The following is a 25,916-nucleotide window of genomic DNA, read 5'->3' as shown; positions in this document are numbered from 1 at the left end:
TGTTGACGACCGCCATCGCGGGCGCCGGGTGTTCGGGTCCAGCCCCAGCGACCAATCCCTACGCGGAGGATTTTCGGCAGGCGAAAGAGTTCGCTACGTCGGATTTCGAGCGCGCCGTCCTGGAGGATGGGGAGATCACGCGGGCGGAGTACGAGGAGGCAATGCAGCGTTATGTGGCTCTTCGGACCTGAGTGTGGGTGAGCGTGACACGCTGATCGGCGTGGTGAGCCGGGGATAGGGGCCGGGGCCCCTGATGATCGAAGGACTCTAACCTCCTCGATCGGCAAGGACCCCGACGATGACTGATCCTACGTCCTGCGACGCTGCAGGCAGCTACTGCGAGCGTTGTGACCTTCTCGTGGGCCTGGCCGGCTTCCACGTCACCGACGTCAAGGAAGACGACGGGCAGCTGAAGGTCATGATCGAGTCGGCGCCGACGGTGATGGGATGCCCGGTCTGCGGGGTCGTGGCGCATGGACATGGCCGAACGGTGGCAGAGCTCGTCGATGCCCCGTGTTTCGGGCGGCCGGTGCGGCTGCGATGGCGCAAACACCGATGGATCTGCCCCGAGCCGACGTGCCTGGTGGGCTCCTTCGCCGAACAGGACCCGTCGGTCGCGTTGGCCGGCCGGAAACTGACGACCCGGGCGATCCGGTGGGCCATCGGGCAGCTGCGTGACGAGCAGGCCTCCATCCAGGGATTGTCGCGTCAGCTCGGCACCACCTGGAAGACGCTGTGGCGGGCGATCCAGCCTGTATTGGAAGCCGCCGCCGCCGATGAGGCCCGCTTCGAGGGTGTCACCTCTTTGGGCGTCGATGAGCATATTGTGCGCCACGAGGCGCTGTTGTATCGGATGGAGGTGGGAGACCTGCATTGGTTGGCCGTCGTAGCGGCCAGGTGAAGCTGACGGCAGCCTGTCCTGGGGGAACGACTGGGGTGGGTGGGAGCAGCCGTGACAAAGTCAGGACGGTCCGGTACTGCCGGATGGGCCGTGTCTGGTGAGCAAGACGGGAAGGTGTACGAGAGGAACCGGTGTCGTAAAGCCTCTTGATCGTCGCCCAGCTCTAACCCGGTGGATCGGGGCTGGTTTGCGGTGCGTAACCGCTTGTCGGGGCCGTCGCTGATGGCCGTGGCGGGTGGGGAACTGTCGGAACGGTGGTATGTGTCGGGTCCGGCAGGTCGTGGTGAAGGTCTACGGCGTAGCCACGACGATGCCGCAGGGGCAAAGCCGGACACCTCGCCCGTCAACCGAACAACAGTGAACGTGGGAACCATCCGCATTCCGCTCCCCGCATTGGTGGGGATAGGTGCGTTGCCTGCCGAAGGGTGTGGGTGGGGCGGAGCCGTCGTAGTACTCCGAGGCCGGGAAAGCCGGTCACATGGGGAAGGGCGGCAGTGAGAGAAAGCAGAAGAAGGTGAATGTAATGTCCGAAGACGCGCCGGTGAATGTCGGCGCCTCCGGGTGGCCCAGCGATGCTCGGGCCTATCTGGGGGTACGGAGGATGCAGACCAAGCTGCATGGTTGGGCGGCCACCGATGGTGGCCGCCGGTTCGATGACCTGTGGAACCTTGTGTGTGATCCGGCGTTCTTGACGATGGCGTGGGAACGCGTCGCTGGGAACAAGGGGTCCAAGACTCCCGGGGTGGACCGTGTCTCCGTGGCACGGATCAGTTCCGGGGTCGGGGTGGAGGAGTTCCTGCGGAACCTCCGCGCTCAGTTGAGGGCTGGAGAGTTCAGGCCGGTGCCGGTGCGGCAGGTGATGATCCCCAAGGCCAGCGGCAAGCTGCGCAAGTTGGGCATCCCGACCGTGACCGACCGGGTGGTGCAGGCAGCTTTGAAGCTGGTGCTGGAACCCATCTTCGAGGCCGACTTCAAGTCGTGCTCCTATGGGTTCAGACCTAACCGGCGCGCGCAGGACGCGGTCGCCGAGATCCACCACTTCGCGAGCAAATCGTATGAGTGGGTGCTGGAGGCCGACATTGAGGCGTGTTTCGACATGATCGACCACACCGCCTTGATGGACCGGCTCCGGTGCAGGATCGGTGACAAGCGGGTGCTCGCGCTGGTCAAGGCGTTCCTGAAAGCGGGAGTGCTCACCACGGTGGGCACGACCGAGGGGATGATCACCGGCACCCCACAGGGCGGGATCTTGTCCCCGCTGCTGGCCAACATTGCCCTATCAGTCCTCGATGACGAGTTCGCTCGCCGCTGGGACCATGAGATGGGCACGGCCGGAAAGCGGGCCTGGCGCCGTGACCACGGCAAGGCGTCCTACCGGCTGATCCGTTACGCCGATGACTTCGTCATCGTGGTGAAGGGTCAGCCAAGAACACGCCGAGCAGTTGCGTCACGAGGTGGCAGACGTGCTGGCCCCGATGGGGTTGCGTCTGTCGCCGGAGAAGACCCGCGTGGTCCACATCGACCACGGGTTCGACTTCCTCGGTTTCCACATCCGACGGATGCGGAGACGAGGCAGCAACAAGTGGTACGTCTACACCCTGCCCGCGAAGAAGGCGATCGCCTCGATCAGACAGCGGGTGAAGACCATGACCTACAGGAACACCCTGCACCGGGACCCGGGATACCTCATGGACTATCTCGGGCGGGTGCTGCGGGGATGGGCGAACTACTTCCGGTATGCGGTGGCCAAAGCGACCTTCGCCGCGATCGACTCCTACACGTGGGAGCGGATCACGGCATGGCTACGCAAGAAGCACCGCCGACTCGGATGGCCAGAACTCCGCCGCAGGTACTGCCTGCCCGGAACCTGGCGCCTCGCTCACAACGGGAAACGGTTCACCGGCGCCGCGAGCGTCCCGGTGACCAGGTACCGCTACCGCGGCTACCACATCCCTACCCCCTGGGACCGGCCAGCTGTCACCACCAGCTGAACCAGCCCTCTCTCATGGAGAGCCGGATGCGGTGAAAGTCGCACGTCCGGTTCGGCGGGCGGCCTGGGGAAACGGACCGGGAGCAATCCCGACACCGCGCCCCAGGCCGACCCAACTGGCATCACGTCTCGCCACGCAAGCGTGGCCCCAAAGAACTCACCGGCATGGTGGATCTGACCCGCCACCGACACCCGAAGACCGGGAAACCAGTAGTCAAAGCCCGGTTACTGGATCTCGTGCCTGGCCGCTCCGGGACTGTCTACAGGACCTGGCTCGATGAGCGCGGCGACGTGTTCCGGACCGGGGTCAAGATCGCCACCTTGGATCCGTTCCACGGCTACAAGAACGCCATCGACGACAAACTCGCCGACGCCGAGACCGTCGTTGACGCCTTCCACATCGTGAAACTCGGCACCTCCGCCGTGGACGATGTCCGTCGCCGCCTCCAGCAAGAGATCCACGGCCACCGCGGCCGCAAGGGTGACCCGTTGTATGGGATCCGTCACCTGTTGCGCGCCGGGCAGGAGCGTCTCACCGAGAAACAGCAAGCCCGACTGCACGCCGCGTTCGTCGCTGATGAGCGCCACGTGGAGGTCGAGGTGGCCTACCGCTGTTCCCAAGACCTTCGCTCGGTCTACCATCAACGCACCAAGGCACTCGGCCGGGTTGTCGCGGAGAAAGTCATCGCCTCGTTCCCGACCTGCCCGATCCCCGAGATCCGCCGGCTGGGCAACACGCTGAAACAGTGGCGCACAGCGTTTCTGGCCTACTTCACCACCGACGGTGCCAGCAACGGTGGGACTGAAGCGATCAACGGCCTGATCGAACTCGCCCGCCGCGTCGCACGCGGGTTCCGCAACCGAGAAAACTACCGCCTCAGAATGCTCCTCATCGGCGGCGGACTCCAACTATGACCCCACACTCAGGTCCGAAGAGCCCGTTATATCTCCTGCATTCGTGATGGTGGCGGCAACGTCGAGCTGAAGGATCAGAGCGGCTACTACGTCTATCAAGTCTCTGGAGACATCGACGCCTACGACCGCATGAGTGATGGGTGTGCACGAGGCACGACGGCGCTGATTGAGCCGCTGTACGTGGATGTCCTGATGAACCCTGACAAGCTCGATCCGGACGAGGCGCTCGCGCGCTGCTTTGTCGCGGCGGGTCTGGTGAAGGCACCGTTCGGTGCTCAGGATCTTCGTGATCTGATGACGGCGGCTGGCGCGGATGGCGACTCTTCGGGGACGCCGGTAGATCCGGCGGCTCAGGAGTTGGTGAACTCCGAAAAGTCGATCAAGTGCATGGAGAACCCGAGCAGCATGGGCAAGGAAGAGTGACCGCGCGCGTACGTTTTCCGTCGCTCGTCTTGTCGTGGTCCGCGGTAGCCGCTGTGAGTGTGGGAGTCGTCTGGTTCTCGGCGTTCCGGCCAATCGATGAGCCTACGCTGGGAGACGCGGGCGAGTCGTTCTATGCCTTGGCCCGCAGCGAGTTCGCCGACGAGCGTCCGGTCGAAGTCAGCGTGGCGCCGGCGCCAGGCAGACCCCTGATCGTACGGGAGTCCGGCATCCTCACAACGGTCGACTGCGCGGTCGGCGATCATTGGGCCTCGGGCTCGTCTCCCGTTGCGGTGGGCGGGGCAGGGCTGCTGCTATTGAGCGGGCAGGAACCGTGGTACCGGGACTTGACGGCCGGTGACGAGGGTGAGGATGTGGCGAACCTGCAGCGTGCACTGAACCATCTCGGTGCTGAGATACCCGTCTCCGGGCGGTTCGACACCTTGACTCAGGACGCATGGAAGAAGACCGCGACCAAGGCCCAGGTGCCCGCAAAGGATGGGGTTTTCCGGCTGAGTCAGGTCGTGTGGCTACCTGAGAACGAGGTCATACTCACGCAGTGCCCTCTCTCCGCGGGGCAGGACATCGCTGTCGGCGCGGTGATCGGGACGGCCAGCTCTGGCCACGCCACAGTGAGCCTTGCCGCTCCCGCGGACCTCTTCGATGGGCCCCGCACCCTGACCGTCGCAGCGACGACGGTGAAGCTCGACAAGGACCTCCGCCTGGCCGATCCGGAAGACGCCAGAGCCGTGCTGGCGACGGCAGAGGTCACCGCCGCCATCGCCCAGGGAACCGGGGAGAGCGTCCAGGTCAGTGGGGCGTTGCGTCTTGCGACGCCGATTCCGGTCTATGCGGTACCGCCTTCCTCGGTGGTCAGGGACGCCTCAGCGCGGGTGTGCGTGCTGAGCGCTGGATCCCCCATCGCGGCAGAGGTCATCAGTTCCGCGTTGGGCCTGACCTACGTGCGGCTGGTGGGCGATCCACCACCGGCCGTCGACGTGTATCCCGCGATGGACGCCACGTGCGGCTCGTAGCCGAAGGGCTGGGGCACCGGTTCCCGGGCCAGCCTCCGCTGTTCGCCGACCTGTCGTTCGACCTTCGACCCGGTGTGCTGTACGGCCTGGTCGGGCCCTCGGGCTCGGGGAAGAGCACGCTGTTGTCGATACTCTCCGGCGGGCTGCGCCCCAGCAACGGCAATATCGAGGCCATCGGCGTCGACCGGATCGGGTGGATCATGCAGAACCCCGTTGGCGCCCCGCGACGCACCGCAATCGATCAGGTTGCCGTGCCCCTCCTCGCGCGAGGGCTCTTGCGACGTGAGGCCGAACCGCAGGCAAGGGATCTGCTCGATCGATTCGGACTCGCTCACGTAGCGGCACGGGAGTTCCGCCGACTGTCAGGCGGCGAGGCCCAACGGATGTGCCTGGCTCGCGCAGCCGCGAGCGACTACGACGCGATCCTGATCGATGAGCCCACTGCCCAACTCGACCGCGACACCGCACACACCATCGGTGACGTGATCCGCGAGATGGTCTCTGAGGAACGGATCGTTGTGCTGGCCACTCACGACGAGCTGCTGAGGAACAGATGCGACCAGATCCTTCAGGTCGACCCGGCGGCGCCATGAGATGGTCGTCGATCCTGTCCGAAGCAACTCGCAACGTAGCATCGGGCACCATTCGAGCAATGCTCGCCTCACTGGCGCTGCTGGTGATCATCGCTGGAACCGTCCTGCAGGACGCGCTCGCCGTCGAGCACGTCTTCATCGCTCAACGCGCGGTCCGCACGGGTGGCGGCGCAACCCATATCATCGCAGCGCCTGCGGGTATCGACGGCCAGCGGTGCGTCGCGCTGCAAGGGCTCAAAGGGGTCGTCGGCGCCATTGCCCTGCGCGAGGTGCGCGACAGGTTCGACCTGCTCGCCTATCCGCACTCCAAGCCGGCTCTCTACGATGTGGCTGGAGATATCCCCGCGACACTCGACGCACAACCTTCCGGGCCACCCGGGGTCTGGCTATCAGAGGCCATGGCCACGCGGTTCGGCACCGGTCCACTCGCCATGGCGGACGGGACCTCGGCGCTGGTCGCGGGAACCTTCCCTTACCCCGACGACGGACGCAACAGCCAACTCGCTTCCGCCGCCCTTCAACCGGTCCCGTCCCCCGGCCGATTCGATGCCTGCTGGGCGACGATCTGGCCTCACGACGAAGCGACCTTCGCCCTTCTTAGTACCGTCGTCGTCCCGGGAACCGACAACGTGGCGCGCCAACAGCTCAACCCCGCATTCGGCACACCCACACCGACGATCAGCCTGCTCCAGACACGCTCGACCCGATGGCTCCTTGTTATCGGCGCTGCGGCCTCCGCGTGCCTGGGATACACCTTGATTCGGACACGACGAGTCGAGCTGAGCCTTGCCCAGCACCTCGGCGTCCGCGCCACCCAGCAGCACATTCAACTCAAACTGGAGACTATGTGCTGGGCCCTCCCTGCCAGTGCATTGGCCACAACCATCACCCTCGTCGTCACCACGGCCAACACGACCGCACCCGAGGCACGATGGCTCGTCACACACATCCTGGTCGGAGTTGCCGCATGTCTCGTCGCGACCCTGACCGGCAGCATGGCCGCCGCGCTGACGATCACCGGAAAGAAGCTCTACAGCTGGACAAAAGACCGCTGAGCGACCTTTCGCGCAGCGACACGACAGCCGAGATGCAGGGCTCCGCTGACGTCTGCGCTACACATAAGGAGCCTGGCGTAGAGTCCGGAGTATCCCATCCCGATGGTCTGACCAGCCGTCGCCGCCCAGAAGGGGCCGTTCCAATGTCGTCTCCCCTACGCTGCCGCCCGGTGGATCTGGCACAGGCCCGTCGATCGAGTAGTCGGGTTGCGCCTAGCGCCACCTTGTGCCCTGTGCCGACGGCGTTCGGTGGGTCGACGATGTCAACGAGCCTGCTGCACGGGGGGACGGCGCGTGCTGATCACCCGCCCGGGCCTTCAGGAACTTCCGGATCTCACGGCTCGGAACCGGGTCTACCTCCTGGCGGTACCGGAGGATGCGGCCGCAGCGATCACTGATGCTGAGCCTGCGGGGTTCGTGGAGAGCGTGCTGGCGTGGCCGGAAGCCGAAGAATGGCTGCCCTGTACGTGGCTGGGAGGTTCGCTGGGCTTCTTTTCATGGGGGTCCTTGCGGATCTGGCACGATCGCGGTTCGTGCATCCGCCGTTGTCGACGGAGTGGAGACGGCCAGGACTTATGAGGTCCCCTTCTTAGGGCCGAGTGCCGCTGAACGTCGTTCGTCGTCTCTCGCGCAGCGTGGATCCCGGGCACGACCCGGGATCCACGTTCCGTGCCGGAGGTTACGGCCGGGTGTGGTCGCTATGGTCGAGGCATGGCTGAAGACTTCCTGGTGAATCTGCCCGACGGCACTGTCAAGCAGCGCAACCCGTTCACCGGCACCGAGGTCTGGACTGCCCCGGGACGGGGCAACCGGCCGCTCGGCGTCACCCACCCTGATCCGAGGCCGGTCACGACGGAGGACCTCACCCACGCGTGCGCCTTCTGCCAGGCCCGCTACCTTGAGACTCCTCCCGAGAAGCAGCGCCTCGTCCGTGAGGGTGATGCGTGGGCTCGGCTCGACGCCCTGCCCGCTGATGCGTTGTTCGACACCGTTGCCGAGTTCCGCCGGGTGCCCAACCTGTTCGAGATCCTCGGCTACGACTACTGGCATCTCAACTACGGCTACCTGCTGCCCGCCCCGGTGCGCAGGCGACGGGACCTCTACCTCGCCTCGGCTGCCGGGAGGGCACACGTGCTCGCCGTCGCCTCCGCAAAGCTGAGGGCGGCAGGGCTCGACCCGTCGGCCCTCACCGAGGACGAGGTGCTCGCCCAGTCCACCGGCTTCTTCGGTGGGGGACACGACGTCATCATCGCGAGGCGGCACTTCGTCGACGGCGCCACCGACATCACCCAGCTCGCCTCCTCAGGGACCCTGACCCCTGCCGAGCACGTCGAGTACACGGCCTTCTCGGTCGAGGCGGCCCGATCCGGCTACGACCTCATCCCCGCCGCGCGCTACGTGGTCGTCTTCCAGAACTGGCTGAAACCCGCGGGGGCGTCCTTCGACCACCTGCACAAGCAGATCGTCGCCATCGACGAGATCGGGAGCCAGCAGGAGGCAGCCATCGCGAGGGCAGAGGCGACGCCGAACGTGTTCAACGACGCTGCCGTCAACGTGGCCATCTCCCGCGGGCTGCTGATCGCGCACAACGAGCATGCCGTCGCCTTCGCGGGATTCGGCCACCGCTACCCGACCATCGAGGTCTACTCGCGCGCGGCGAGCGGGATCCCGTGGGAGCACTCGCCCGAGGAGGTCGCAGGCATGTCGGATCTGGTGCACGCGATGCACGCCGCGACCGGGGCGGACGTGGCGTGTAACGAGGAGTGGCACTACCAGCCTCCGGGGGTCGCGACGGCGATGCCGTGGCGGATCATGCTGAAGTGGAGGGTCTCCACACTGGCCGGCTTTGAGGGCGCGAGCAAGATTTACTTGAACACGATCGCACCGGGTACGATTCGATCTCGCGTCGTCGAGCGACTACTGCTTCTCCGAGCCGACGGGCTCATCGCCCCCGGACTGACGATCGCGGACGAGGCGGATCTCCGCCCCGACCCGCTGCTCTACCACCGGTAGCGGGAAGCTCGCCCGCAACACCGGGCACCCCGAGAGGACTCCCATGTCCGACGAGATCTCACTCAGGAAGAGCAGCGGCAGGGCAATCATCCCCGTCCTGCTCGTCGCCGCCTTCGTCGTGATCCTCAACGAGACCACGATGAACGTCGCGCTCACCGCGATCATGGCCGACATGCACGTCACCGAGCGGACGGCCCAGTGGCTGACCACGGCGTTCATGCTCACCATGGCCGTCGTCATCCCGGTCACCGGCTGGCTGTTGGACCGCCTGACCACCCGCCAGGTCTTCATGATCGCGATGACGGCCTTCAGCGTCGGCACCCTCCTGTGCGCCATCGCACCCGGCTTCGGCTTCCTGCTCTTCGGGCGCGTCGTCCAGGCGAGCGGCACCGCCATCATGATGCCGCTGCTGATGACCACCATCATGCAGATCATCGCGCCGGACAACCGCGGAGGAGTGATGGGCAACATCTCCATGGTGATCGCCGTCGCCCCCGCTATCGGCCCGACGCTGTCAGGACTGATCTTGCACTTCGGCTCCTGGCGCCTGATCTTCGTGGGCGTGCTTCCGATCGCGCTGTTGATGCTGTTCCTCGGCGGCCGCTACCTGGAGAACGTGGGCGAGCCGAAGCGCACCCCCCTCGACCTGATCTCCATCCCGCTCAGCGTGATCGCCTTCGCCCCGCTGATCTACGGGCTGAGCCTGCTCGGTGCCGAGAACGTGGAGTTCTGGGTGCCCATGCTGGCGATCGGCATCGGTGTCGGAGGACTCGTCGCCTTCCTCGCCCGGCAGCTGGTGCTGCAGGGTCGCGACCGGGCCTTCCTCGACCTGCGCACCTTCACGCACAGCTCGTTCACCATCTCGCTGACCATGCTTGCCATCGCCATGATGGCGATGTTCGGCTCGATCATCATGCTGCCGCTGCTGCTGCAGAAGGCCTACGGCATGGAGGCGCTCCAGGTCGGCCTGATGATGCTGCCCGGAGGCATCCTGATGGGGCTGCTCTCGCCGATCGTCGGCCGGATCTTCGACAGGGCTGGCCCCCGGGTGCTGGTGATCCCGGCGAGCGTCCTCGTGCTCGGCGTGTTCCTGTTCTTCTCGACCATGAACCCGGCGACCCCCTGGTGGGCCGTCATGATCGCGCACATGGTGATGAGCGCCAGCTTCGCCTGCATCTTCACCCCGCTGTTCACCGTCGCGCTCGGCTCGCTGCCCTCGAACCTCTACTCGCACGGCTCGGCCGTGATCGGGGCGGTGCAGCAGGTGGCAGGCGCCGCGGGGACGGCGCTGTTCGTCACGGTCTTCGCGATGCAGACGGCGGCCGCCAGGCCCGCCGTCGCGAGCGACGCGGCCGCGATGCTCGCGGGCGCGCACTGGGCGTTCCTCGGCGCGGGCGCGATCTGGACCGCGGCGATGTTCTGCGGCTTCTTCGTGCGTCGCCCCGAGAACGCGGTGCAGGCCGGCGCAGCGCACTGACCCGGGACGCAGAAGGGCGGGTCGACCATCAGGTCGACCCGCCCTTTGTGGTTCAGGCGTCGGTTCAGGCCTTGCAGAGGCTGCTGAGCTTCTCGCTGGAGGCGGAGATGTCAGCGGAGACCTTGTTCATCTCGTCGGTCTTATCCGCCAGTTCGGTCGGGTCCTTGACCCCGTCGAACAGGTCGGTGAATGAGTCGAGGGCGTTGCCGAACTCGTCGAGCGCGGTCTTGACCTCCTTGTTGGTGACCTTGTCCTCGGCGTCGCCGACGGCGTCGGAGGCCTTCTTGAGGCCCTCGGTGACGCCCTCGATGTTGGTCGGGTCGGACATGGAGGACTGGATGTCGGTCTGGGCAGACTCGACGGTGCTCTGGGCGATCTTGCACGCCTCTTCGACGGACTGCTCGCCCCCACAGGCCGAGAGGCCGAGGAGGGCGAGGGCGGTGATGGCGGCGGCAGCGGTCTGCTTCATGCGCATGGAGGTTCTCCTGATCGGTTGGCGCGCCGACGGCGCGCGGCACCAACAGTAGGGGAGCCGAGGGTCAGTTCAGCGTCCCTGACGAGGCGTTCTGGGCAATCTGGGTCAACCTGTGCACATGTTCAGACCAGCCTCCGACGGGCTCCCAGAGATTGTCCATCCCTGGTCGCAGTCCGGCGGAGGAGTCGATGCCTTCGCGCAGGATGTCGGCCTGGCCCGCGTGGCGGGTCACGTCGTCGAGCACGTGCACCAGCAGCGCGCCGAGCGTCGTGTCCGCTCCCCACCACGGCACATGGCCCGGCGCGTCGAGCGGGAGCCGCTCGATCACCTCGTCGACGACCTCGTTCACCTGGGAGAACAGGGTGATGATGCCCTCTGCCGTCTCGTCGGCCGTGGCGTTCAGGTCCCCGTTGGGGTCGGCGTCGAAGTCCACCTCCACCAGCTCCAACTCGGAACTCTGGCCGAGACAGTCCACGAAGTAGCCGTGCTGGATGTAGGCGCAGTGCTTCACCAGACCGAGCAGGCTGGTTCCGGTCGAGGTGCGGGGGAGCCGCAGGTCCAGCTCGCTCAGCGAGTCGGTCTTCCAGATCAGCCCCGCCCTCGAGGCACGGAGATGGCGCAGCAGCTCCGCCTTCAGGTCGAGGCTCACGGCAGCGTCAGTCCGAGCCGGTCAAGCAGGGGCTGCAGTTGTGGGTCGCGCCCGCGGAAGCGACGGTAGGTCTCCATCGGATCCACGGATCCGCCCGGCGCCAGCAGCGTGCGCCGGAAGTGTTCGCCGGAGGCGCGCAGGTCGTCGCCCTGCTCGCCGAACCAGGCGACGGCGTCGGCGTCCATCACCTTCGCCCAGGCATAGCCGTAGTAGCTCGCCGCGTAGCCTCCGCCCCAGATGTGGGCGAAGTACTGCGAGCGGTAGCGAGGCGGGACGAGAGGCTCGACGAGCCCGTGGCGCTCGAGGGCGGCCCGCTCGAACTCCTCCACCTCGTCGGCCGAGGTCGGCAGCTCCTCGAGCGGGGTCATGTGCCAGGCGAGATCGAGGAGGGAGGAGATCTCGGTCTCGGCCGTTGCATAGCCCTGACCGAACCGGCTCGCCTCGGTGAGGCGATCGACCCATTCGGCGGGAAGCACCCGGCCGGGGGTCCATGCCCAGAACTCGTTGACCTGACTGGGGAACTCGACGAAGTCGCGCGGCGTGTTGGTCCCCGAGCGGGAGGCGTAACGGCTGTCTGCGAGCAGACCGTGCAGCGCGTGGCCGAACTCGTGGAACATGGTGATCACCTCGTCCCAGGTGATCGAGGTCGTGGTGCGGGTGTAGTTGCAGTTGTTCGTCACGACCGGCAGGGCACCGTCGCGGGTCGACTGGTCGACCAGGTTGCTCATCCAGGCGCCGCCGTTCTTGGTGGGCCGGGCCCAGAAGTCCATCACGAAGAGCCCGATGGTCGAGCCGTCGGCGTCGTGCACCTCGAAGGTCTGGGTCTCCGGAGCGTGGCCGAGCAGGTCGGCGCGGGGGTGGAAGGTGATCGCGTACAGTTCCTCGGCCGCGGCGTAGACGGCGGCGAGCACCTTGTCGACCTGCAGGTATTCGCCGAGGTCGGCCTCGTCGAACGAGAACCGTTCGCGGCGCACAATCGCCTCGACGAACGTCCAGTCCGCTGCGGTGAACTTGGCCCCGGGGTTGAGTTCGGCGTAGCGGGCGCTGAGCTCGGCTGCCTCCTCGCGTGCCTTCGCCAGGCCGGCCTGGGCGAGGGGGACGAGCATGTCGAGGATCGCGTCGGTCGACTTGGCGCAGCCCGCCTCCGCGACGATCGACGCGTGGTCGCGGTAGCCCAGCAGTGCCGCGCGCTCGGCGCGGGCACGTGCGGTCGCCACGACCAGTTCGCGGGTGTCGAACTCTCCCTGCAGCGCCCGGGAGGTCGAGGCGTCGAAGAGGCGACGGCGCAGGTCGGCGTCGGTGAGCCTGGCCGCGAGCGGCTGCTGGGTGGTGTTGACCAGCGCGATCCGGTATCCGTCGCCTTCGCGCAGGGCCGCCCTCTCGTCATCGCTGAGCCCTGCAAGCTCCGCCTCTGTGACGTCGAAGCCGCCAGCGTTGCGGGCCCCTCGGTTCATGGTCTCGAACCGGCTCGACAGCTCGGCCAGTTCACGGTTCAGCTCGCGCAGCCGGACCTGCTGGGAGTCGTCGAGTTCGACGCCCGCGCGACGGAACGCGCGCAGGAGCTCGTCGAGGGCATAGCGGTCCTGCTCGTCCGCCTCGACGGCGCCGTCGGCGATCCTGCCCTCGAGGGACTGCAGACGGGAGTAGAGCCCCCGGTCGAGGAAGATCGAGTCCTCGTGGCCCGCGAGCACCGGGGCGAGCTCCTCGTCGATCGCCTCCAGTTCGTCGTTGGTGTCCGAGGCTCGGACGGCGAAGAAGGCACTCAGCGCGCGCCTGAGGTCGGCCTCGGCGTCCTCCCAGGCGCCCAGCACGTTCTCGAGCGTCGCGGGGGACGGGTCGTCGCGCAGGGCAGCGAGGGCATCGAGCTGGGTCGCCATGGAGGCGGTGACCGCGGAGCGGTAGTCCTCCGGCGAGATGGCTGCGAAGTCAGGAAGCGCGAACGGCAGTTGGCGCGTCAGCACCGGGTTGGTCGGCATGGGTACTCCTCGAGGTGATCACCAGCGGCCAGGAGACGGCCGCGGTCAGCAGAGACAACCCAACCATATGCAGCGCGACGATGACCGCCGGAACACCGAGGAAGTACTGGATGTAGCCGATCGCGCCCTGGAGGAGGACAGTGCCGAGGACGATCAGCATCACCTTGCGCAGTTCGGCATTGCGGCGCACCAGCCACAGCGTGACGAGTGTCAGCGCGACGACCAGCCAGGCGGACAGGCCGTGCAGCCTCGCCACCGCCTCGATGTCGAAGCCGGTGCGCACCGCCTTGAGGTCTCCCGCGTGCGGGCCCGAACCCGTGACGACGGTGCCCACCCAGATCGCGAGCATGGAGGCGACGAAGGTCGCGATCACCGCCGCCTTCTGCAGCGGTGCAACCGGGATCCGGTCGGGTCGGGAGGCCACCTGGATCGACCAGACACAGATCACGATCAGGGCGACCGAGAGCAGCAGGTGCAGCGCGACCACGAACGGGTTGAGCTGGGTCAGCACCGTGATGCCGCCGATCACGCCCTGGAAGGGGATGCCGATCCCGATGCCGAGGGTGATCCACCACAGCCTGCTGCGGACGCCACGGTTCCTCCATGCCGCGATGAAGGCGCCAAGCGCCGCGATGATCAGCACGAAGGTCAGCAGCCGGTTGCCGAACTCGATGACGCCGTTGATGCCGTAGGCCTCGTGGGGAACGTAGCTGTCCTCGGAGCACTTCGGCCAGGTCGGACAGCCCAGTCCGGAACTGGTGAGCCTGACCACCGCTCCCGTGACGATGATGCCCATGTTGCACACGAGCGAGGCCCACAGCCACACGCGCAGTGCCCGCTCGCCGTCGACCAACTTCCTCAGGACGTCCACTTGAACACCTTCCACGCCAACGCAGCCATAAGAGCACACCAGACGGCGGCCACCAGTACCGGCCAGCCTAAGGCCTCGCCGGCGGAAGCCCCACGCAGCGCCTCTCCGAGGGCACCGGTCGGGAGCAGTTCGACGAGGTTGCGGGTGATCCCCGGGAAGCGGTCGGTCGGCAGCAGGATGCCGAGCGGCATGCCCACCAGGTACGCGAGGTTCGCGACGGCGAGCGTCGCTTCCGGGCGCAGCGACCCGGCGATGCTGAGCGCCATGCCGGCGAAGGCGCCCATCGACAGCACCGAGACAAGGACGCCGACCAGGAACGCAAGGGGATCCAGGACAGGGCGCCAGCCGAGGGCCAGCGCGATCAGGGCGAGCAGGAGCACCTGGCCGAGCGTGATCAGAGCGATGCCGAGCCCCTTCCCGAGCAGGATGCCCGGCTTGCCGAGTGGCGTGGCGGCGAGCCGCTCCAACACGTTGTAGCGACGTTCGAAGCCGGTGGCGATCGCCAGCGTGGTCAGGCCCGAGCTCCACATCGCGAGGGCGAGCACGGACGGGGCGCTCTCCTGCAGGCCGAGTCCGAGCCGGTCCCCGAAGAACCTGGCCCCGATCAGCACCGCGACCGGGATCACGACGGCGAGCAGCGCCTGCTCGCCGTTGCGCAGGATCAGCCTCGCCTCCATCGTCGCCTCGGCGAGCACCCGCCGGGCGGCCGGCGCCGCGGCCGGGCGCGGCGTGTAATCCAGGCTCATCGACTCTCTCCTGAGGTGTGGCGCAGGTAGGCATCCTCCAGCGAACCGTCGACCGTCAGCTCCGCAGCGGTCCCCGAGACCATCACCTTGCCGCGGTCGACGATGTGGACGCGGTCGGCGAGCGCCGCGGCCTCGGCCATGTCATGGGTGGTCAGCAGCACGGCAACTCCCGCGTCGCGCAACTGTCGCACAATGTCCCAGGACAGCCGCCTGGCCCGAGGATCGAGTCCCGCCGTCGGCTCGTCGAGGAAGACGAGCGCAGGGCGCCCGACGAGCGCTCCGGCGAAGTTGACCGCCTGTTGCTGGCCACCAGAGAGGCGCCGGTACGGGGTCTTCTCGAACTGGGCGATCCCGAGCAGATGAATCAGTTCGTGCACGGGTTGCGGATCGGCATAGAGAGAGGCGAGGTAGCGCAGCAGTTCGCCGGCCCGCACGCCTGACCAGGCGCCGGTCGACTGCGGCATCAGCCCGATCATGGGGAGCACGTCGGGCGAACCGGGGGAGAGGCCTAGGATCGACAGCGATCCCGAGTCCGGCCGGGCCAGCCCGGTGCAGCACCGGATGAACGTGGTCTTCCCCGCGCCGTTGGGGCCGAGCAGGGCCGTGACGCTACCCTCGTCTGCCGTGAGCGACAGCCCGTCAAGGGCATTCACATCACCGAAGCTGACTCTCACGTCTCGCGCGTCCAGGGCAGGCACCCCGCAAGCCTAGTGGACCTACGGCAACGCGTCGGAACCTGGCCGCCGGGGTAAGGCAACCCTTGCTTGAAAGCTGAACGAGAATTGGCAAGACTGGCGTAAGCTAATTGACGGTTGTGGCCATCGCCACGCCAGCTGTGGGAGGTGAACATGACAGCCCCGATGGAGGCCGAGACGGATGTCCCCACCAGGCGCCGGGTCGTCGACCTGATCCTGCACGACGGACCCCAGACGGCGCGCCAGCTCGCCGAGCGGCTCCAGCTCACCCCGGCGGCCGTGCGGAGGCACCTGACCGGGCTGCTCGACGAAGGCGTGCTCACCTCGCGCGAGGAGCGCGTGTACGGCGCTCGCGGGCGCGGACGCCCCTCGAAGGTGTTCGTGCTGACCGACGTCGGCCGCGCCGAGTTCAAGCAGTCCTACGACGCGCTCGCCATCGCGGCGCTGCGCCGCCTGTCGCAGGAGGTCGGCCCCGACGCCGTCCGCCAGCTCTGCGTCGACCAGTTCGCGTGCGTCGAGGAACGCTTCCTCGCCGCCCGCGAGGCAAGGCCGGAGCAGCCGGCCATCGAGGCGCTCGTCGAGGCCCTCGAGATCGACGGGTACGCCCCGTCGGTCAGGCCCGTCCACTCCGGCAACCAGCTTCTGCAGCACCACTGCCCGGTCGCCAACGTGGCAGACGCGTTCCCGATCCTCTGCGAGGTCGAGACCCAGCTGTTCTCCCGACTGCTCGGCAGCCACGTTCAGCGGCTCGCCACCATCGCCCACGGCGACGGCGTGTGCACCACGCATGTCCCCACACCTCTTCCCACTCCCAACATCCCGAAAAGAAAGTGACGGATACGGCTATGACGCAGACCGCACCGCAGGCTCCCGGATTGGGCGCCACGCAGGACGAACACATCGAGGCCCTCTCCAGCTACAAGTGGGGTTGGCACGACAAGGACAGCGCAGGCGAGACCGCCGTGCGTGGCCTCAACGAGGACGTCGTCGCCAACATCTCCAAGATGAAGAACGAGCCTCAGTGGATGCTCGACCTGCGCCTCAAGGCGCTGCGACTCTTCGACAAGAAGCCCATGCCGAAGTGGGGTGCCGACCTGTCGGACATCGACTTCGACAACATCAAGTACTTCGTCCGCTCCACCGAGCGCCAGGCACAGACCTGGGAAGACCTGCCAGAAGACATCAAGAACACCTACGACCGGCTCGGCATCCCCGAGGCTGAGAAGGCCCGCCTCGTCGCAGGCGTCGCCGCCCAGTACGAGTCGGAGGTCGTCTACCACAAGATCAACGAGGAGCTCGAGCGTCAGGGCGTCATCTTCCTCGACACCGACACCGCGCTGAAGGAGCACCCCGAGCTCTTCCAGGAGTACTTCGGCACGGTGATCCCGGTCGGCGACAACAAGTTCGCCTCGCTCAACACGGCCGTGTGGTCGGGCGGATCGTTCATCTACGTCCCCAAGGGCGTCCACGTCTCGATCCCGCTGCAGGCCTACTTCCGCATCAACACGGAGAACATGGGCCAGTTCGAGCGCACGCTCATCATCGCCGACGAGGGCTCCTACGTGCACTACGTCGAGGGCTGCACCGCCCCGATCTACAAGTCGGACTCGCTGCACTCGGCCGTCGTCGAGATCGTCGTGAAGAAGAACGCCCGCGTCCGCTACACGACCATCCAGAACTGGTCCAACAACGTCTACAACCTGGTCACCAAGCGCACCACCTGCGAAGAGGGCGGCGTGATGGAGTGGGTCGACGGCAACATCGGCTCCAAGGTCACCATGAAGTACCCGGCCGTCTACCTGATGGGCGACCACGCCCGCGGCGAGACCCTCTCCATCGCCTTCGCGGGCGAGGGCCAGCACCAGGACACCGGCTCCAAGATGGTCCACTGCGCGCCAAACACGTCCAGTTCCATCATCTCCAAGTCGGTGGCCCGCTCCGGCGGACGCGCCTCCTACCGCGGCCTCGTCCAGGTCGACCCGGGTGCCCACCACTCCGCCTCCTCGGTGAAGTGTGACGCCCTCCTCGTCGACAACGTGTCGCGTTCGGACACCTACCCCTACGTCGACGTCCGCGAAGAGGACGTCTCGATGGCCCACGAGGCGACCGTTTCGAAGGTCTCCGAGGACCAGCTGTTCTATCTCATGTCGCGCGGCATGGAGGAGGACGAGGCGATGGCGATGATCGTGCGCGGCTTCATCGAGCCCATCGCCCGCGAGCTGCCCATGGAGTACGCCCTCGAGCTGAACCGCCTGATCGAGCTCCAGATGGAAGGCGCGGTCGGCTGACGCCGGCCCCCGTCGACCGAGCTTTCAAGAAAGTGAATGCTGATTTGACTACTGCAACCGTGCCGAACGTCGCCGGTGCGATCGAGACCATCGAGTCGCACCTGCACCCGGAGCCGAGCTACGACATCGAGAAGCACCCGATGCCAAGCGGCCGCGAGGAGATCTGGCGCTTCTCGCCGATCAAGGTTCTCAAGCCCCTCCTGAAGGAGGGCGAGATCGCCGAGGGCCTCGACTGGAGCGGAGACGTGCCCGAGGGTGTCGAGTGGAAGACCCTCTCCACCGAACAGGGCCGCGAGCTGGCCATCGAGCCGCCCGTCGACCGCATCTCCGCGATCGCGGCGGCCCGCAGCGCAGCCACCCAGTACCTGAGGGTGCCCGCCGAGGCCGTGATCGACGAGCCCATCGTCTTCATCGGCAACGGCAAGGGAGGCCACGCGGCCGAGAGCTTCGTCGCCGAGTTCGGCCCCCACAGCAAGGCCACCCTCGTGCTGCGCTTCGAGGGCTCCGCCCAGTACGCATGCAAGTACGACTTCCGCGTCGCGGACGGCGCCGAGATCAACCTCGTCTACGTCAACGACTGGGCGGGAGACACCGTCCACGCAGGCCAGATCTCGCTCGAGGTCGGCCGCGACGCCCGCGTCCGCACCGTCCACGCCACCATGGGCGGCCGCGCGCTGCGCATCGCCGAGCGTGCCCGCTACGCAGGCCCCGGAGGCGAGCTCGAGCAGTTCGGCCTCTACTTCGCCGATGCGGGCCAGGACGTCGAGCACCGGATGTTCGTCGACCACAACGCGCCCAACACCAAGTCCAACGTGGACTACCGCGGCGCGCTGCAGGGCAAGGGCGCGCACTCCGTGTGGATCGGCGACGTCCTGATCCGCAAGGTCGCCCTCGGCATCGAGACCTACGAGTCCAACAAGAACCTCGTGCTCACCGAAGGCTGCCAGGCCGACTCCGTGCCCAACCTCGAGATCGAGACCGGCGACATCGCGGGAGCGGGCCACGCCTCCAGCACCGGCCGCTTCGATGACAACCAGCTCTTCTACCTGATGAGCCGCGGCATCACCGAGGAGGAGTCGCGTCGCCTGATCGTGCACGGCTTCTTCAACGACATCATCCGTCGCATCGGCGTCCCGCAGATCGAGAAGAAGCTCTACGAGCAGGTCGAGCGCGAACTCGAACTCGTCCACGGCTCCACGAACTCGGGGGACGAGGCGTGAGCTTCGTCGCCATCGCAACGCTCGATGAGCTCACCGATGACGTCCCCCTCGCCTGCGAGGTCCCAGAGACCGGCTCAGGCAGGCAGGACGACGGCGAACTTGAGGTCGCGATCGTGCGACACCAGGGCGAGCTGTACGCCATCGAGAACGAGTGCAGCCACGCGAAGGTTCCGCTCAGCGAAGGCGACGTCATCGACTGCGCCATCGAGTGCTACCTGCACGGGTCGACCTTCGACCTGCGCACCGGACGGGCCATGAACCTGCCCGCCACCCAGCCGGTGCGCGTGTTCCCCGTCCGGATCGAGGGAGACGACATCCTGATCGATCCCGACAACCCCCTCATTTTTGAAGACAACTAGGAGTAACAACCCATGTCAACGCTCGTCATCTCCGACCTGCACGTCGACGTCCACACCGAAGACGGCAACAAGCCCATCCTCAAGGGCGTCAACCTGACCATCAACCCCGGTGAGATCCACGCCATCATGGGCCCCAACGGCTCCGGCAAGTCGACCCTCGCCTACGCCATCGCGGGCCACCCCAAGTACGAGATCACCTCGGGCTCGGTCACCCTCGACGGCGTCGAGCTCACCGACATGACCGTCGACGAGCGCGCCCGCGCGGGCCTCTTCCTGGCCATGCAGTACCCGGTCGAGGTGCCGGGCGTCTCCGTCGCCAACTTCCTGCGCACCGCCAAGACCGCCATCGACGGCGAGGCACCGAAGGTCCGCACCTGGGTCAAGGACGTCGAGTCCGCCCTCAACCAGCTCCAGCTCGACAAGTCGTTCGCGGCCCGCTCCGTCAACGAGGGCTTCTCCGGCGGTGAGAAGAAGCGCCACGAGATCGCCCAGCTCGAACTGCTCAACCCCAAGGCCGCGATCCTCGACGAGACCGACTCCGGCCTCGACATCGACGCCCTCCGCGTCGTCTCCGAGGGCGTCAACCGCTACTCGGAGCAGGGCGACCGCGCCGTGCTGCTGATCACCCACTACACCCGCATCCTTCGCTACATCGAGCCGACCTTCGTGCACGTCTTCGTCGACGGCCGCATCGTCGACGAGGGTGGCAAGGAGCTGGCAGACAAGCTCGAAGCTAACGGTTACGAGGAGTACGTCAAGGCGGCGGCGAACGCCTGAGGCTTGTCCGGTCCCTGCGGCGGGTGACGGGGGATAATGAAGTCGGGCTACGGCCCAGAGCCAGTAACGGAAGGTGACATGGCATACGACGTGGAGAAGGTCCGGGAGGACTTCCCGATCCTGCAGCGCAGGGTGGGGCAGTACCCGCTCGCGTACCTCGATTCGGCCAACACCTCGCAGAAGCCGCGCCAGGTCGTCGAGGCCATGGAGCGGCACTACCTCGAGCACAACGCCAACGTCGCCCGCGCCATGCACCTGCTCGGCGCGGAGGCGACCGAGGCGTTCGAGGGGGCGCGCGGCAAGGTCGCGGGCTTCGTGAAGGCGGCCCGGCCCGAGGAGATCGTGTTCACCAAGAACGCCTCCGAGGCGCTGAACCTGGCGGCCAACACCCTCGCCTCGCGGCTCGGCCCGGGCGACGAGGTCGTCATCTCCGTCATGGAGCACCACTCCAACATCGTGCCCTGGCAGCTCGTCTGTGAGCGCACGGGGGCGACGCTGCGCTGGTTCGACATCACGGACGACGGACGGCTCGACCTCGAGAAGGCCGAACGCGAATCCCTGATCAACGAGCGGACGAAGGTCGTCTCGCTGACCTGCGTCTCCAACGTGCTCGGCACCCGCAACCCGATCGCCGACATCGCGGCCAAGGCGCATGCCGTCGGTGCCGTGATGGTCGTCGACGCCTCGCAGGCCGTCCCGCACCAGGCGAGCGATGTCACCGCGCTCGGGGCCGACCTCGTCGCCTTCACCGGCCACAAGATGGTCGGCCCTACGGGCATCGGCATCCTCTGGGGCCGCTACGACCTCCTCGCCGAGCTGCCTCCCTTCCTGGGAGGCGGCGAGATGATCGAGATCGTCGAGATGGAGCGCTCCACCTACGCCGCGCCGCCGCACCGCTTCGAGGCTGGCACCCCGCCGATCGCGCAGGCCGTCGGCCTCGGCGCGGCCGTCGACTACCTCAACGGGCTTGGCATGGAAGCGGTCGAGGCCCACGAGCATGAGCTGACCGCCTACGCGCTCGACAAGATGGCTTCCATCGACGGGCTGCGGATCCTCGGCCCGACCGAGGCCGTCGACCGTGGAAGCGCCATCTCCTTCAACCTCGCCGGCGTCCATCCGCACGACGTCATGCAGGTGCTCGACTCGCGCGGCGTCGCCATCCGCGGCGGCCACCACTGCGCACGGCCACTGCACAAGCGCCTCGGCGCCCAGAGCTCGACCCGCGCCTCCAGCTACCTGTACACCACCACGGGGGAGATCGACGCGCTCGCCGACGCGCTCGTGTTCACCCGCGACTACTTCGCCCCGCGCTTCTGAGGAGGGCCGCATGAACATCGACGAGCTGTACCAGACGATCATCCTCGACCACTACCGCGAGAAGCACCACAGCGGACTGCGCGACGGCTACGACGCCGAGGTGCACCACGTGAACCCGTCCTGCGGCGACGAGCTGACGCTCCGCGTGCACGTGGACGGCGACACCATCACGGACATCTCCTACGAGGGTGAGGGCTGCTCCATCTCGCAGGCCTCCACGTCCGTCATGACCGACCTGCTCATCGGAGGCAGCACAGGGCACGCGCTCGAACTGCACGACGAGTTCCTGGAGATGATGCAGTCCCAGGGCAGGATCGAACCGGACGAGGACCGCTTTGAGGACGCCATCGCGTTCGCGGGCGTCTCCAAGTTCCCGGCGCGCGTCAAGTGCGCCCTCCTCGGGTGGTCAGCCCTGCGTGACGCCACCCTGCAAGCCACCGCCAAGGAGAACTGATGTACAACCCGGATCAGCGTCCGAGCGACCTCGTCAAGGACGAGCTCCCCGACGTCGACACCAGCACCCAGACGGGGCCGACGAAGATCGTCCCCACCGAGGACGAGATCCTCGAGGCCATGAAAGACGTCGTCGACCCCGAGCTGATGGTCAACGTCGTCGACCTCGGCCTGCTCTACGGCGCGCAGATCGACGACGAGGCCAACGTCACGCTCGACATGACGCTCACCTCGCCGACCTGCCCGCTCACGGACAAGATCGAGTACGACACCAGGTACGTGCTCGACGGTCTCGCCAACTCCGTGACCATCAACTGGGTCTGGCTGCCGCCGTGGACGCTCGAGATGATCTCCGAGGACGGCCGCGAGCAGCTGCGCGCCATCGGCTACAACCTCTAGGAACGCCCGACATCATCGCCTCTCCGACGTAGGCTGAACGGACCTACCCGAGGAGGCGATGATGCCGTTTGTGACCACGGCCGATGACGTCAAGCTGAACTATTCCGACACCGGGGGTGATGGCCGACCGATCGTGCTGATTCACGGCTGGCCCCTCTCCGGCGACGCGTTCGCCAGCAACATCCCCGTCCTCCAGGACGCCGGATACCGGGTGGTCACCTACGACCGGCGCGGGTTCGGGACCTCGTCGAAACCGGAGGGGGGCTACGACTACGACACCCTCACCGACGATCTCGAGACCCTCCTCGAGCAGCTCGATCTGCAGGGAGCCGTAGTCCTCGGCTTCTCGATGGGTGGCGGCGAGGCCGCGAGGATCGGTGGCCGACGCAACCCGCGCGTCGCAGGCCTGATCTTCTCCGGATCCATCGCCCCTGCGCTCTGCATCACCGAAAACAACCCGGACGCAGCCATGCCGTACGAGGAGTTCGAGAAGATGTCGAAGGCCTGCGCCGACGACCGCGACGGGTTCCTCTCCGACTTCATCACGACCTTCTACAGCACCCCCGACGGCGGGCTTCAGGTGTCCGAGGGCGTGCGCGACGAGGGGCTTCGCCTCGCCCGCCAGTCGGGAGCCAGGGCCGCGGTCGAGACCATCCTCATCTGGGCAACCGACCTGCGCGATGACTGCCGCCGGATCGACGTGCCCACCCTCGTCATCCACGGAGACGGCGACCAGAACGTGCCGATGGCCGCATCGGGCGAGCGCATGCCGCAGTACGTCGACGGGGCGGAGCTGGTGGTGATCGAGGGCGCACCCCACGGCGCAAACGACTCGCACGCCGCCCAATGGAACGCAGCGATCCTCGATTTCATGGAGAGGGTCGACCAGGCCTGACCTGGCACAGGGGAGTGGGCGGGCCGTTGGGCGACCCGCCCTTCCCTGCACGGACCCGGCGCGACGCGATGCGACGGTGCGGGTAGCCTCGCCCGCGTGAGACAACCGGGACTGGCCAGCGGCGTGGTCGCCTACCTGCTGTGGGGACTCTTCCCGCTCTACTTCCTGCTCTTCGCGCGCTCCGGCGCCTTCGAGGTCGTCGCCCACCGGGCCCTCTGGTCGCTCGTCTTCTGCCTGATCCTGCTCACCGCGCTGCGCAGGCTGGGCGACCTCCGCGACATCTGGCGCGACAGACGCGTCGCTGCCTACCTCGCCGCCGCCGGGCTGCTGATCGCAGTCAACTGGACCACCTACGTCTACGGCGTCTCGACAGGGCGCACCCTCGACGCCGCGCTCGGCTACTTCATCAACCCGCTCGCCGTCGCGCTGCTCGGCGTGATCGTGCTGCGGGAGCGGCTCCGCCCCGGCCAGTGGGTCGCCCTCGGGTTCGGCGCGGTCGCCGTCATCGTGCTGATCGTCGGCTACGGACAGGTGCCATGGATCGCGCTGGCGCTCGCGCTCAGCTTCGGCACTTACTCGCTCGTCAAGAAGCTGGCGGGGCGTTCCGTGGCGCCGCTGCCTGGCCTCGCCTTCGAGACGGGAGCGGTGGCGCCGATCGCCATCGGCTTCCTCGGCTACCTCGCGGCGACCGGCGGCGCGACCGTGGAGCCGCTCTCGGGCTACGGGGCGCTCATGGCCACGACCGGGATTGTGACCGCCGTGCCGCTGCTGCTGTTCGCCGACGCGGCCCGCAACGTGTCGATGGTCACGCTCGGGATGCTGCAGTACATCGCGCCGATCGGCCAGTTCCTCCTCGGCTGGCTCGTCTTCCATGAGCCGATGCCCGCGTCGCGGTGGGCCGGCTTCGCCCTCGTGTGGCTGGCGATCGCGGCGTTCGCTGTCGACGCCGTCCTCGTCGGGCGCCGCAACCGGGCCGCCGCGAGTCAGGAGCGTCTGGCCTGAGCCGACCGCTCGGCGGTGCCGCTCTGGTAGTCGAGCGGCAGCGTGACCCGCAGTTCCCAGATGCCGTCGGAGAGCGTCTGCTCGCTCGTGCCGCCGAGGAGTCCGGCGCGCTCGTGAACGCCGATCAGCCCGGTGCCGGGCTGCGGCGGGGTCAAGGCCCGCGAGGGGTTGGAGTAGCGCGCGGTGGCGACCAACTCGTCGGAGCTGAGCCGGATCGCGCACCGGCTACCGGGTGGGGCGTGCTTGATCATGTTGCTCACGGCCTCGACCGTGATCTTCGCAAGCGTCGTCGCCTGGGCAGGGCTGAGGTCTGCCAGGTCGAGCGCGATGTCAGGGTCGAGCCCTGCGGTGAGGAGCCGCTCGCGCTGGCGCTCGATGCTCGCCTCGAGTTCGACCGCATCGGACGGGGTGTCCCCGGTCTCAACGGTCTCGCCCTCGAACTCACGCAGCGCCGTCAACAGCTGGCGGAGGTCCCGTGCCGAGTTGGTGCACTCCTCGGCGATCGCATCCAGGTCCTGGCGGGCCTGGGGGGAGAGCGAGTCGTCGTCCGAGGCGAGATAGGCGCGCATCGCCGCGTGGGAGAGGGTCTGTGCGACCGTGTCATGCAGGTCGCGGGCAAGGGCGACCCGAAGCGCGGACATCCGCCGTGCCGAGAGTTCCCGGGTCTGCTCGGCGGCAAGAGCCATCCTGCGCCAGACGACAGCGCCGCCGATGCTGAGCAGCAGGAGGACGAGCATCAGCAGCGCGCTGCTGAGCGTTTCGCCCACCGATCGCGTGACTCGTGCGAAGACGCAGAGACCGAAGCCCCACACGAGGGCGCTCATCCACCAGCGGTAGGGAACTTGAAGCCGAAACAGCGCGAAGATCACCACGAAGGCGCCGAGGAAGCCCATCCCGACGTAGGTGGGCAGGAACGCGAGAATCATGGCGAACACGCCGACCTGTGTGAGGGCCGCGGCCAGCGGCCGCCTCGCGGCGAGCATCGCGACGGCACACAGCACGATGTCTGCGACCCAATGGGGTGCGGGCTGGTACGACTGCAGGAAGATTCGCACGCCCATGACTCCGACCAGCGCGGTGCCTGCGAGCACGACCTCCAGATAGGGGGACTGGGGCAGAGGCCGCGAGGTCGGATGCGTCACCAGCGACTGCAGAGGGACGGGATGATGTTGCAGAGTCCCTGAGGCCGCGTCGGGCGGGAACCGATGCGGACCAGCCGCCGATAGTACGGCCACAGTAGTGACGCGGTCGGCGCCACGATGGTGATCAACTCTGGAAGATTGTGCATAGCTGCCTCCGATCCGATCTGATGGCTAGCTGTACTGACCACGGAGATTGAGTACGCGCGGCGGGTCTGCTGGACATAGGGGAAGACCTCTGAGTGAAGTGTGGGACT

Annotated in this window: 27 protein-coding genes and 1 pseudogene; 20 read left to right on the top strand and 8 right to left on the bottom strand. The window is 67.2% G+C overall.

Translation table 11 applies throughout. From position 1 onward, the window contains the following. The first annotated feature begins 298 nt into the window (after window positions 1-298). The gene (locus tag BW733_RS01830; protein WP_077347368.1) at window positions 299-901 is read left to right on the top strand and encodes a helix-turn-helix domain-containing protein; all 603 of its coding nucleotides are present in this window, start codon (window positions 299-301) and stop codon (window positions 899-901) included. Window positions 902-1,714: 813 nt separating this feature from the next. On the opposite strand, the gene BW733_RS19195 is transcribed toward BW733_RS01830, so the two are convergent. Next, a complete protein-coding gene (locus BW733_RS19195) occupies window positions 1,715-1,876 on the bottom strand; it encodes a hypothetical protein (protein WP_237268271.1) in 162 nt (53 codons plus the stop codon). Here BW733_RS19195 and BW733_RS19955 point away from each other — a divergent pair. From BW733_RS19955 to BW733_RS01790, 9 genes and pseudogenes are all read left to right on the top strand, one after another. Beyond that, window positions 1,809-2,282 (top strand): annotated as a pseudogene (locus BW733_RS19955) (reverse transcriptase domain-containing protein); the annotation flags it as partial. The gene BW733_RS19195 and the pseudogene BW733_RS19955 sit on opposite strands and share 68 nt — an antisense overlap. A 73-nt stretch (window positions 2,283-2,355) precedes the next feature. Continuing rightward, a complete protein-coding gene (locus BW733_RS18750; RefSeq protein ID WP_202970253.1) occupies window positions 2,356-2,892 on the top strand; it encodes a group II intron maturase-specific domain-containing protein in 537 nt (178 codons plus the stop codon). A 164-nt stretch (window positions 2,893-3,056) separates the two neighbouring features. Next, window positions 3,057-3,806 carry an ISL3 family transposase gene (locus tag BW733_RS01820; protein ID WP_202970252.1) on the top strand — a complete coding sequence of 250 codons (750 nt, stop codon included), beginning with the start codon at window positions 3,057-3,059 and terminating at the stop codon, window positions 3,804-3,806. Window positions 3,807-3,998: 192 nt separating this feature from the next. Beyond that, window positions 3,999-4,229, top strand: coding sequence for a hypothetical protein (locus BW733_RS01815; RefSeq protein ID WP_152024521.1), 231 nt, complete (start codon window positions 3,999-4,001; stop codon window positions 4,227-4,229). 53 nt (window positions 4,230-4,282) lie between these two features. Then, window positions 4,283-5,260: a peptidoglycan-binding domain-containing protein gene (locus BW733_RS18745; protein WP_202970251.1), complete on the top strand. Its 978-nt coding sequence runs from the start codon at window positions 4,283-4,285 to the stop codon at window positions 5,258-5,260. Next, window positions 5,248-5,853, top strand: coding sequence for an ATP-binding cassette domain-containing protein (locus tag BW733_RS01805; RefSeq protein WP_077347362.1), 606 nt, complete (start codon window positions 5,248-5,250; stop codon window positions 5,851-5,853). The genes BW733_RS18745 and BW733_RS01805 overlap by 13 nt, the downstream gene beginning before the upstream one ends. A gap of 59 nt (window positions 5,854-5,912) precedes the next feature. Further along, window positions 5,913-6,908: a hypothetical protein gene (locus tag BW733_RS01800; RefSeq protein ID WP_077347360.1), complete on the top strand. Its 996-nt coding sequence runs from the start codon at window positions 5,913-5,915 to the stop codon at window positions 6,906-6,908. 711 nt (window positions 6,909-7,619) lie between these two features. Then, window positions 7,620-8,921, top strand: a complete 1,302-nt coding sequence (locus BW733_RS01795) for a DUF4921 family protein (protein WP_077347358.1) — start codon at window positions 7,620-7,622, stop codon at window positions 8,919-8,921. A 43-nt stretch (window positions 8,922-8,964) separates the two neighbouring features. Then, entirely contained in the window at window positions 8,965-10,398 is a 1,434-nt protein-coding gene (locus tag BW733_RS01790) for a DHA2 family efflux MFS transporter permease subunit (RefSeq protein WP_077347356.1), read from the top strand. 64 nt (window positions 10,399-10,462) lie between these two features. On the opposite strand, the gene BW733_RS01785 is transcribed toward BW733_RS01790, so the two are convergent. From BW733_RS01785 to BW733_RS01760, 6 genes are all read right to left on the bottom strand, one after another. Further along, window positions 10,463-10,873, bottom strand: a complete 411-nt coding sequence (locus tag BW733_RS01785; protein WP_077347354.1) for a hypothetical protein — start codon at window positions 10,871-10,873, stop codon at window positions 10,463-10,465. Between the two features lie 64 nt (window positions 10,874-10,937). Then, window positions 10,938-11,522: a DinB family protein gene (locus BW733_RS01780; protein WP_077347352.1), complete on the bottom strand. Its 585-nt coding sequence runs from the start codon at window positions 11,520-11,522 to the stop codon at window positions 10,938-10,940. Beyond that, window positions 11,519-13,498 carry a M3 family metallopeptidase gene (locus tag BW733_RS01775; RefSeq protein WP_077347350.1) on the bottom strand — a complete coding sequence of 660 codons (1,980 nt, stop codon included), beginning with the start codon at window positions 13,496-13,498 and terminating at the stop codon, window positions 11,519-11,521. Before BW733_RS01775 ends, BW733_RS01780 begins: the two co-directional genes overlap by 4 nt. After that, window positions 13,449-14,351, bottom strand: coding sequence for a COX15/CtaA family protein (locus tag BW733_RS01770; RefSeq protein WP_418361338.1), 903 nt, complete (start codon window positions 14,349-14,351; stop codon window positions 13,449-13,451). Before BW733_RS01770 ends, BW733_RS01775 begins: the two co-directional genes overlap by 50 nt. 5 nt (window positions 14,352-14,356) lie before the next feature. Beyond that, a complete protein-coding gene (locus tag BW733_RS01765; RefSeq protein WP_077347348.1) occupies window positions 14,357-15,115 on the bottom strand; it encodes an ABC transporter permease in 759 nt (252 codons plus the stop codon). After that, a complete protein-coding gene (locus tag BW733_RS01760) occupies window positions 15,112-15,813 on the bottom strand; it encodes an ABC transporter ATP-binding protein (protein WP_418361327.1) in 702 nt (233 codons plus the stop codon). The genes BW733_RS01765 and BW733_RS01760 overlap by 4 nt, the downstream gene beginning before the upstream one ends. A gap of 150 nt (window positions 15,814-15,963) precedes the next feature. Between BW733_RS01760 and BW733_RS01755 the strand changes: the two genes are divergently transcribed. From BW733_RS01755 to rarD, 10 genes are all read left to right on the top strand, one after another. Next, a complete protein-coding gene (locus BW733_RS01755) occupies window positions 15,964-16,644 on the top strand; it encodes a helix-turn-helix transcriptional regulator (protein ID WP_077347346.1) in 681 nt (226 codons plus the stop codon). Window positions 16,645-16,655: 11 nt separating this feature from the next. Beyond that, window positions 16,656-18,098, top strand: coding sequence for a Fe-S cluster assembly protein SufB (sufB, locus tag BW733_RS01750; RefSeq protein ID WP_077347344.1), 1,443 nt, complete (start codon window positions 16,656-16,658; stop codon window positions 18,096-18,098). A gap of 32 nt (window positions 18,099-18,130) precedes the next feature. Continuing rightward, window positions 18,131-19,318 (top strand): SufB/SufD family protein, encoded by a 1,188-nt coding sequence (locus tag BW733_RS01745; protein WP_418361326.1) that lies wholly within the window; start codon window positions 18,131-18,133, stop codon window positions 19,316-19,318. Continuing rightward, the gene (locus tag BW733_RS01740) at window positions 19,315-19,677 is read left to right on the top strand and encodes a non-heme iron oxygenase ferredoxin subunit (RefSeq protein ID WP_077347342.1); all 363 of its coding nucleotides are present in this window, start codon (window positions 19,315-19,317) and stop codon (window positions 19,675-19,677) included. Before BW733_RS01745 ends, BW733_RS01740 begins: the two co-directional genes overlap by 4 nt. Window positions 19,678-19,689: 12 nt before the next feature. Then, on the top strand, window positions 19,690-20,454 hold the full coding sequence (gene sufC, locus BW733_RS01735; protein WP_077347340.1) for a Fe-S cluster assembly ATPase SufC: 765 nt from the start codon (window positions 19,690-19,692) through the stop codon (window positions 20,452-20,454). 78 nt (window positions 20,455-20,532) lie between these two features. Beyond that, window positions 20,533-21,771, top strand: coding sequence for a cysteine desulfurase (locus tag BW733_RS01730; protein ID WP_077347338.1), 1,239 nt, complete (start codon window positions 20,533-20,535; stop codon window positions 21,769-21,771). Between the two features lie 10 nt (window positions 21,772-21,781). Then, on the top strand, window positions 21,782-22,225 hold the full coding sequence (gene sufU / locus BW733_RS01725; protein ID WP_077347336.1) for a Fe-S cluster assembly sulfur transfer protein SufU: 444 nt from the start codon (window positions 21,782-21,784) through the stop codon (window positions 22,223-22,225). Continuing rightward, window positions 22,225-22,623 carry a metal-sulfur cluster assembly factor gene (locus BW733_RS01720; RefSeq protein ID WP_077347334.1) on the top strand — a complete coding sequence of 133 codons (399 nt, stop codon included), beginning with the start codon at window positions 22,225-22,227 and terminating at the stop codon, window positions 22,621-22,623. Before sufU ends, BW733_RS01720 begins: the two co-directional genes overlap by 1 nt. A 61-nt stretch (window positions 22,624-22,684) precedes the next feature. Continuing rightward, window positions 22,685-23,518, top strand: a complete 834-nt coding sequence (locus BW733_RS01715) for an alpha/beta fold hydrolase (protein ID WP_202970250.1) — start codon at window positions 22,685-22,687, stop codon at window positions 23,516-23,518. A gap of 96 nt (window positions 23,519-23,614) precedes the next feature. Next, window positions 23,615-24,520, top strand: a complete 906-nt coding sequence (gene rarD / locus BW733_RS01710) for an EamA family transporter RarD (RefSeq protein WP_077347330.1) — start codon at window positions 23,615-23,617, stop codon at window positions 24,518-24,520. Here the strand turns inward: rarD and BW733_RS01705 are convergent. Further along, a complete protein-coding gene (locus tag BW733_RS01705) occupies window positions 24,502-25,662 on the bottom strand; it encodes a sensor histidine kinase (protein ID WP_152024520.1) in 1,161 nt (386 codons plus the stop codon). The genes rarD and BW733_RS01705 overlap by 19 nt on opposite strands. Window positions 25,663-25,916: the final 254 nt, after the last annotated feature.

The sequence above is a fragment of the Tessaracoccus flavescens genome, from assembly GCF_001998865.1.
Lineage (GTDB): Bacteria > Actinomycetota > Actinomycetes > Propionibacteriales > Propionibacteriaceae > Arachnia > Arachnia flavescens.
Note: the sequence above shows the minus strand (reverse complement) of the source record. Positions and strands in the feature narration are given on the sequence as shown.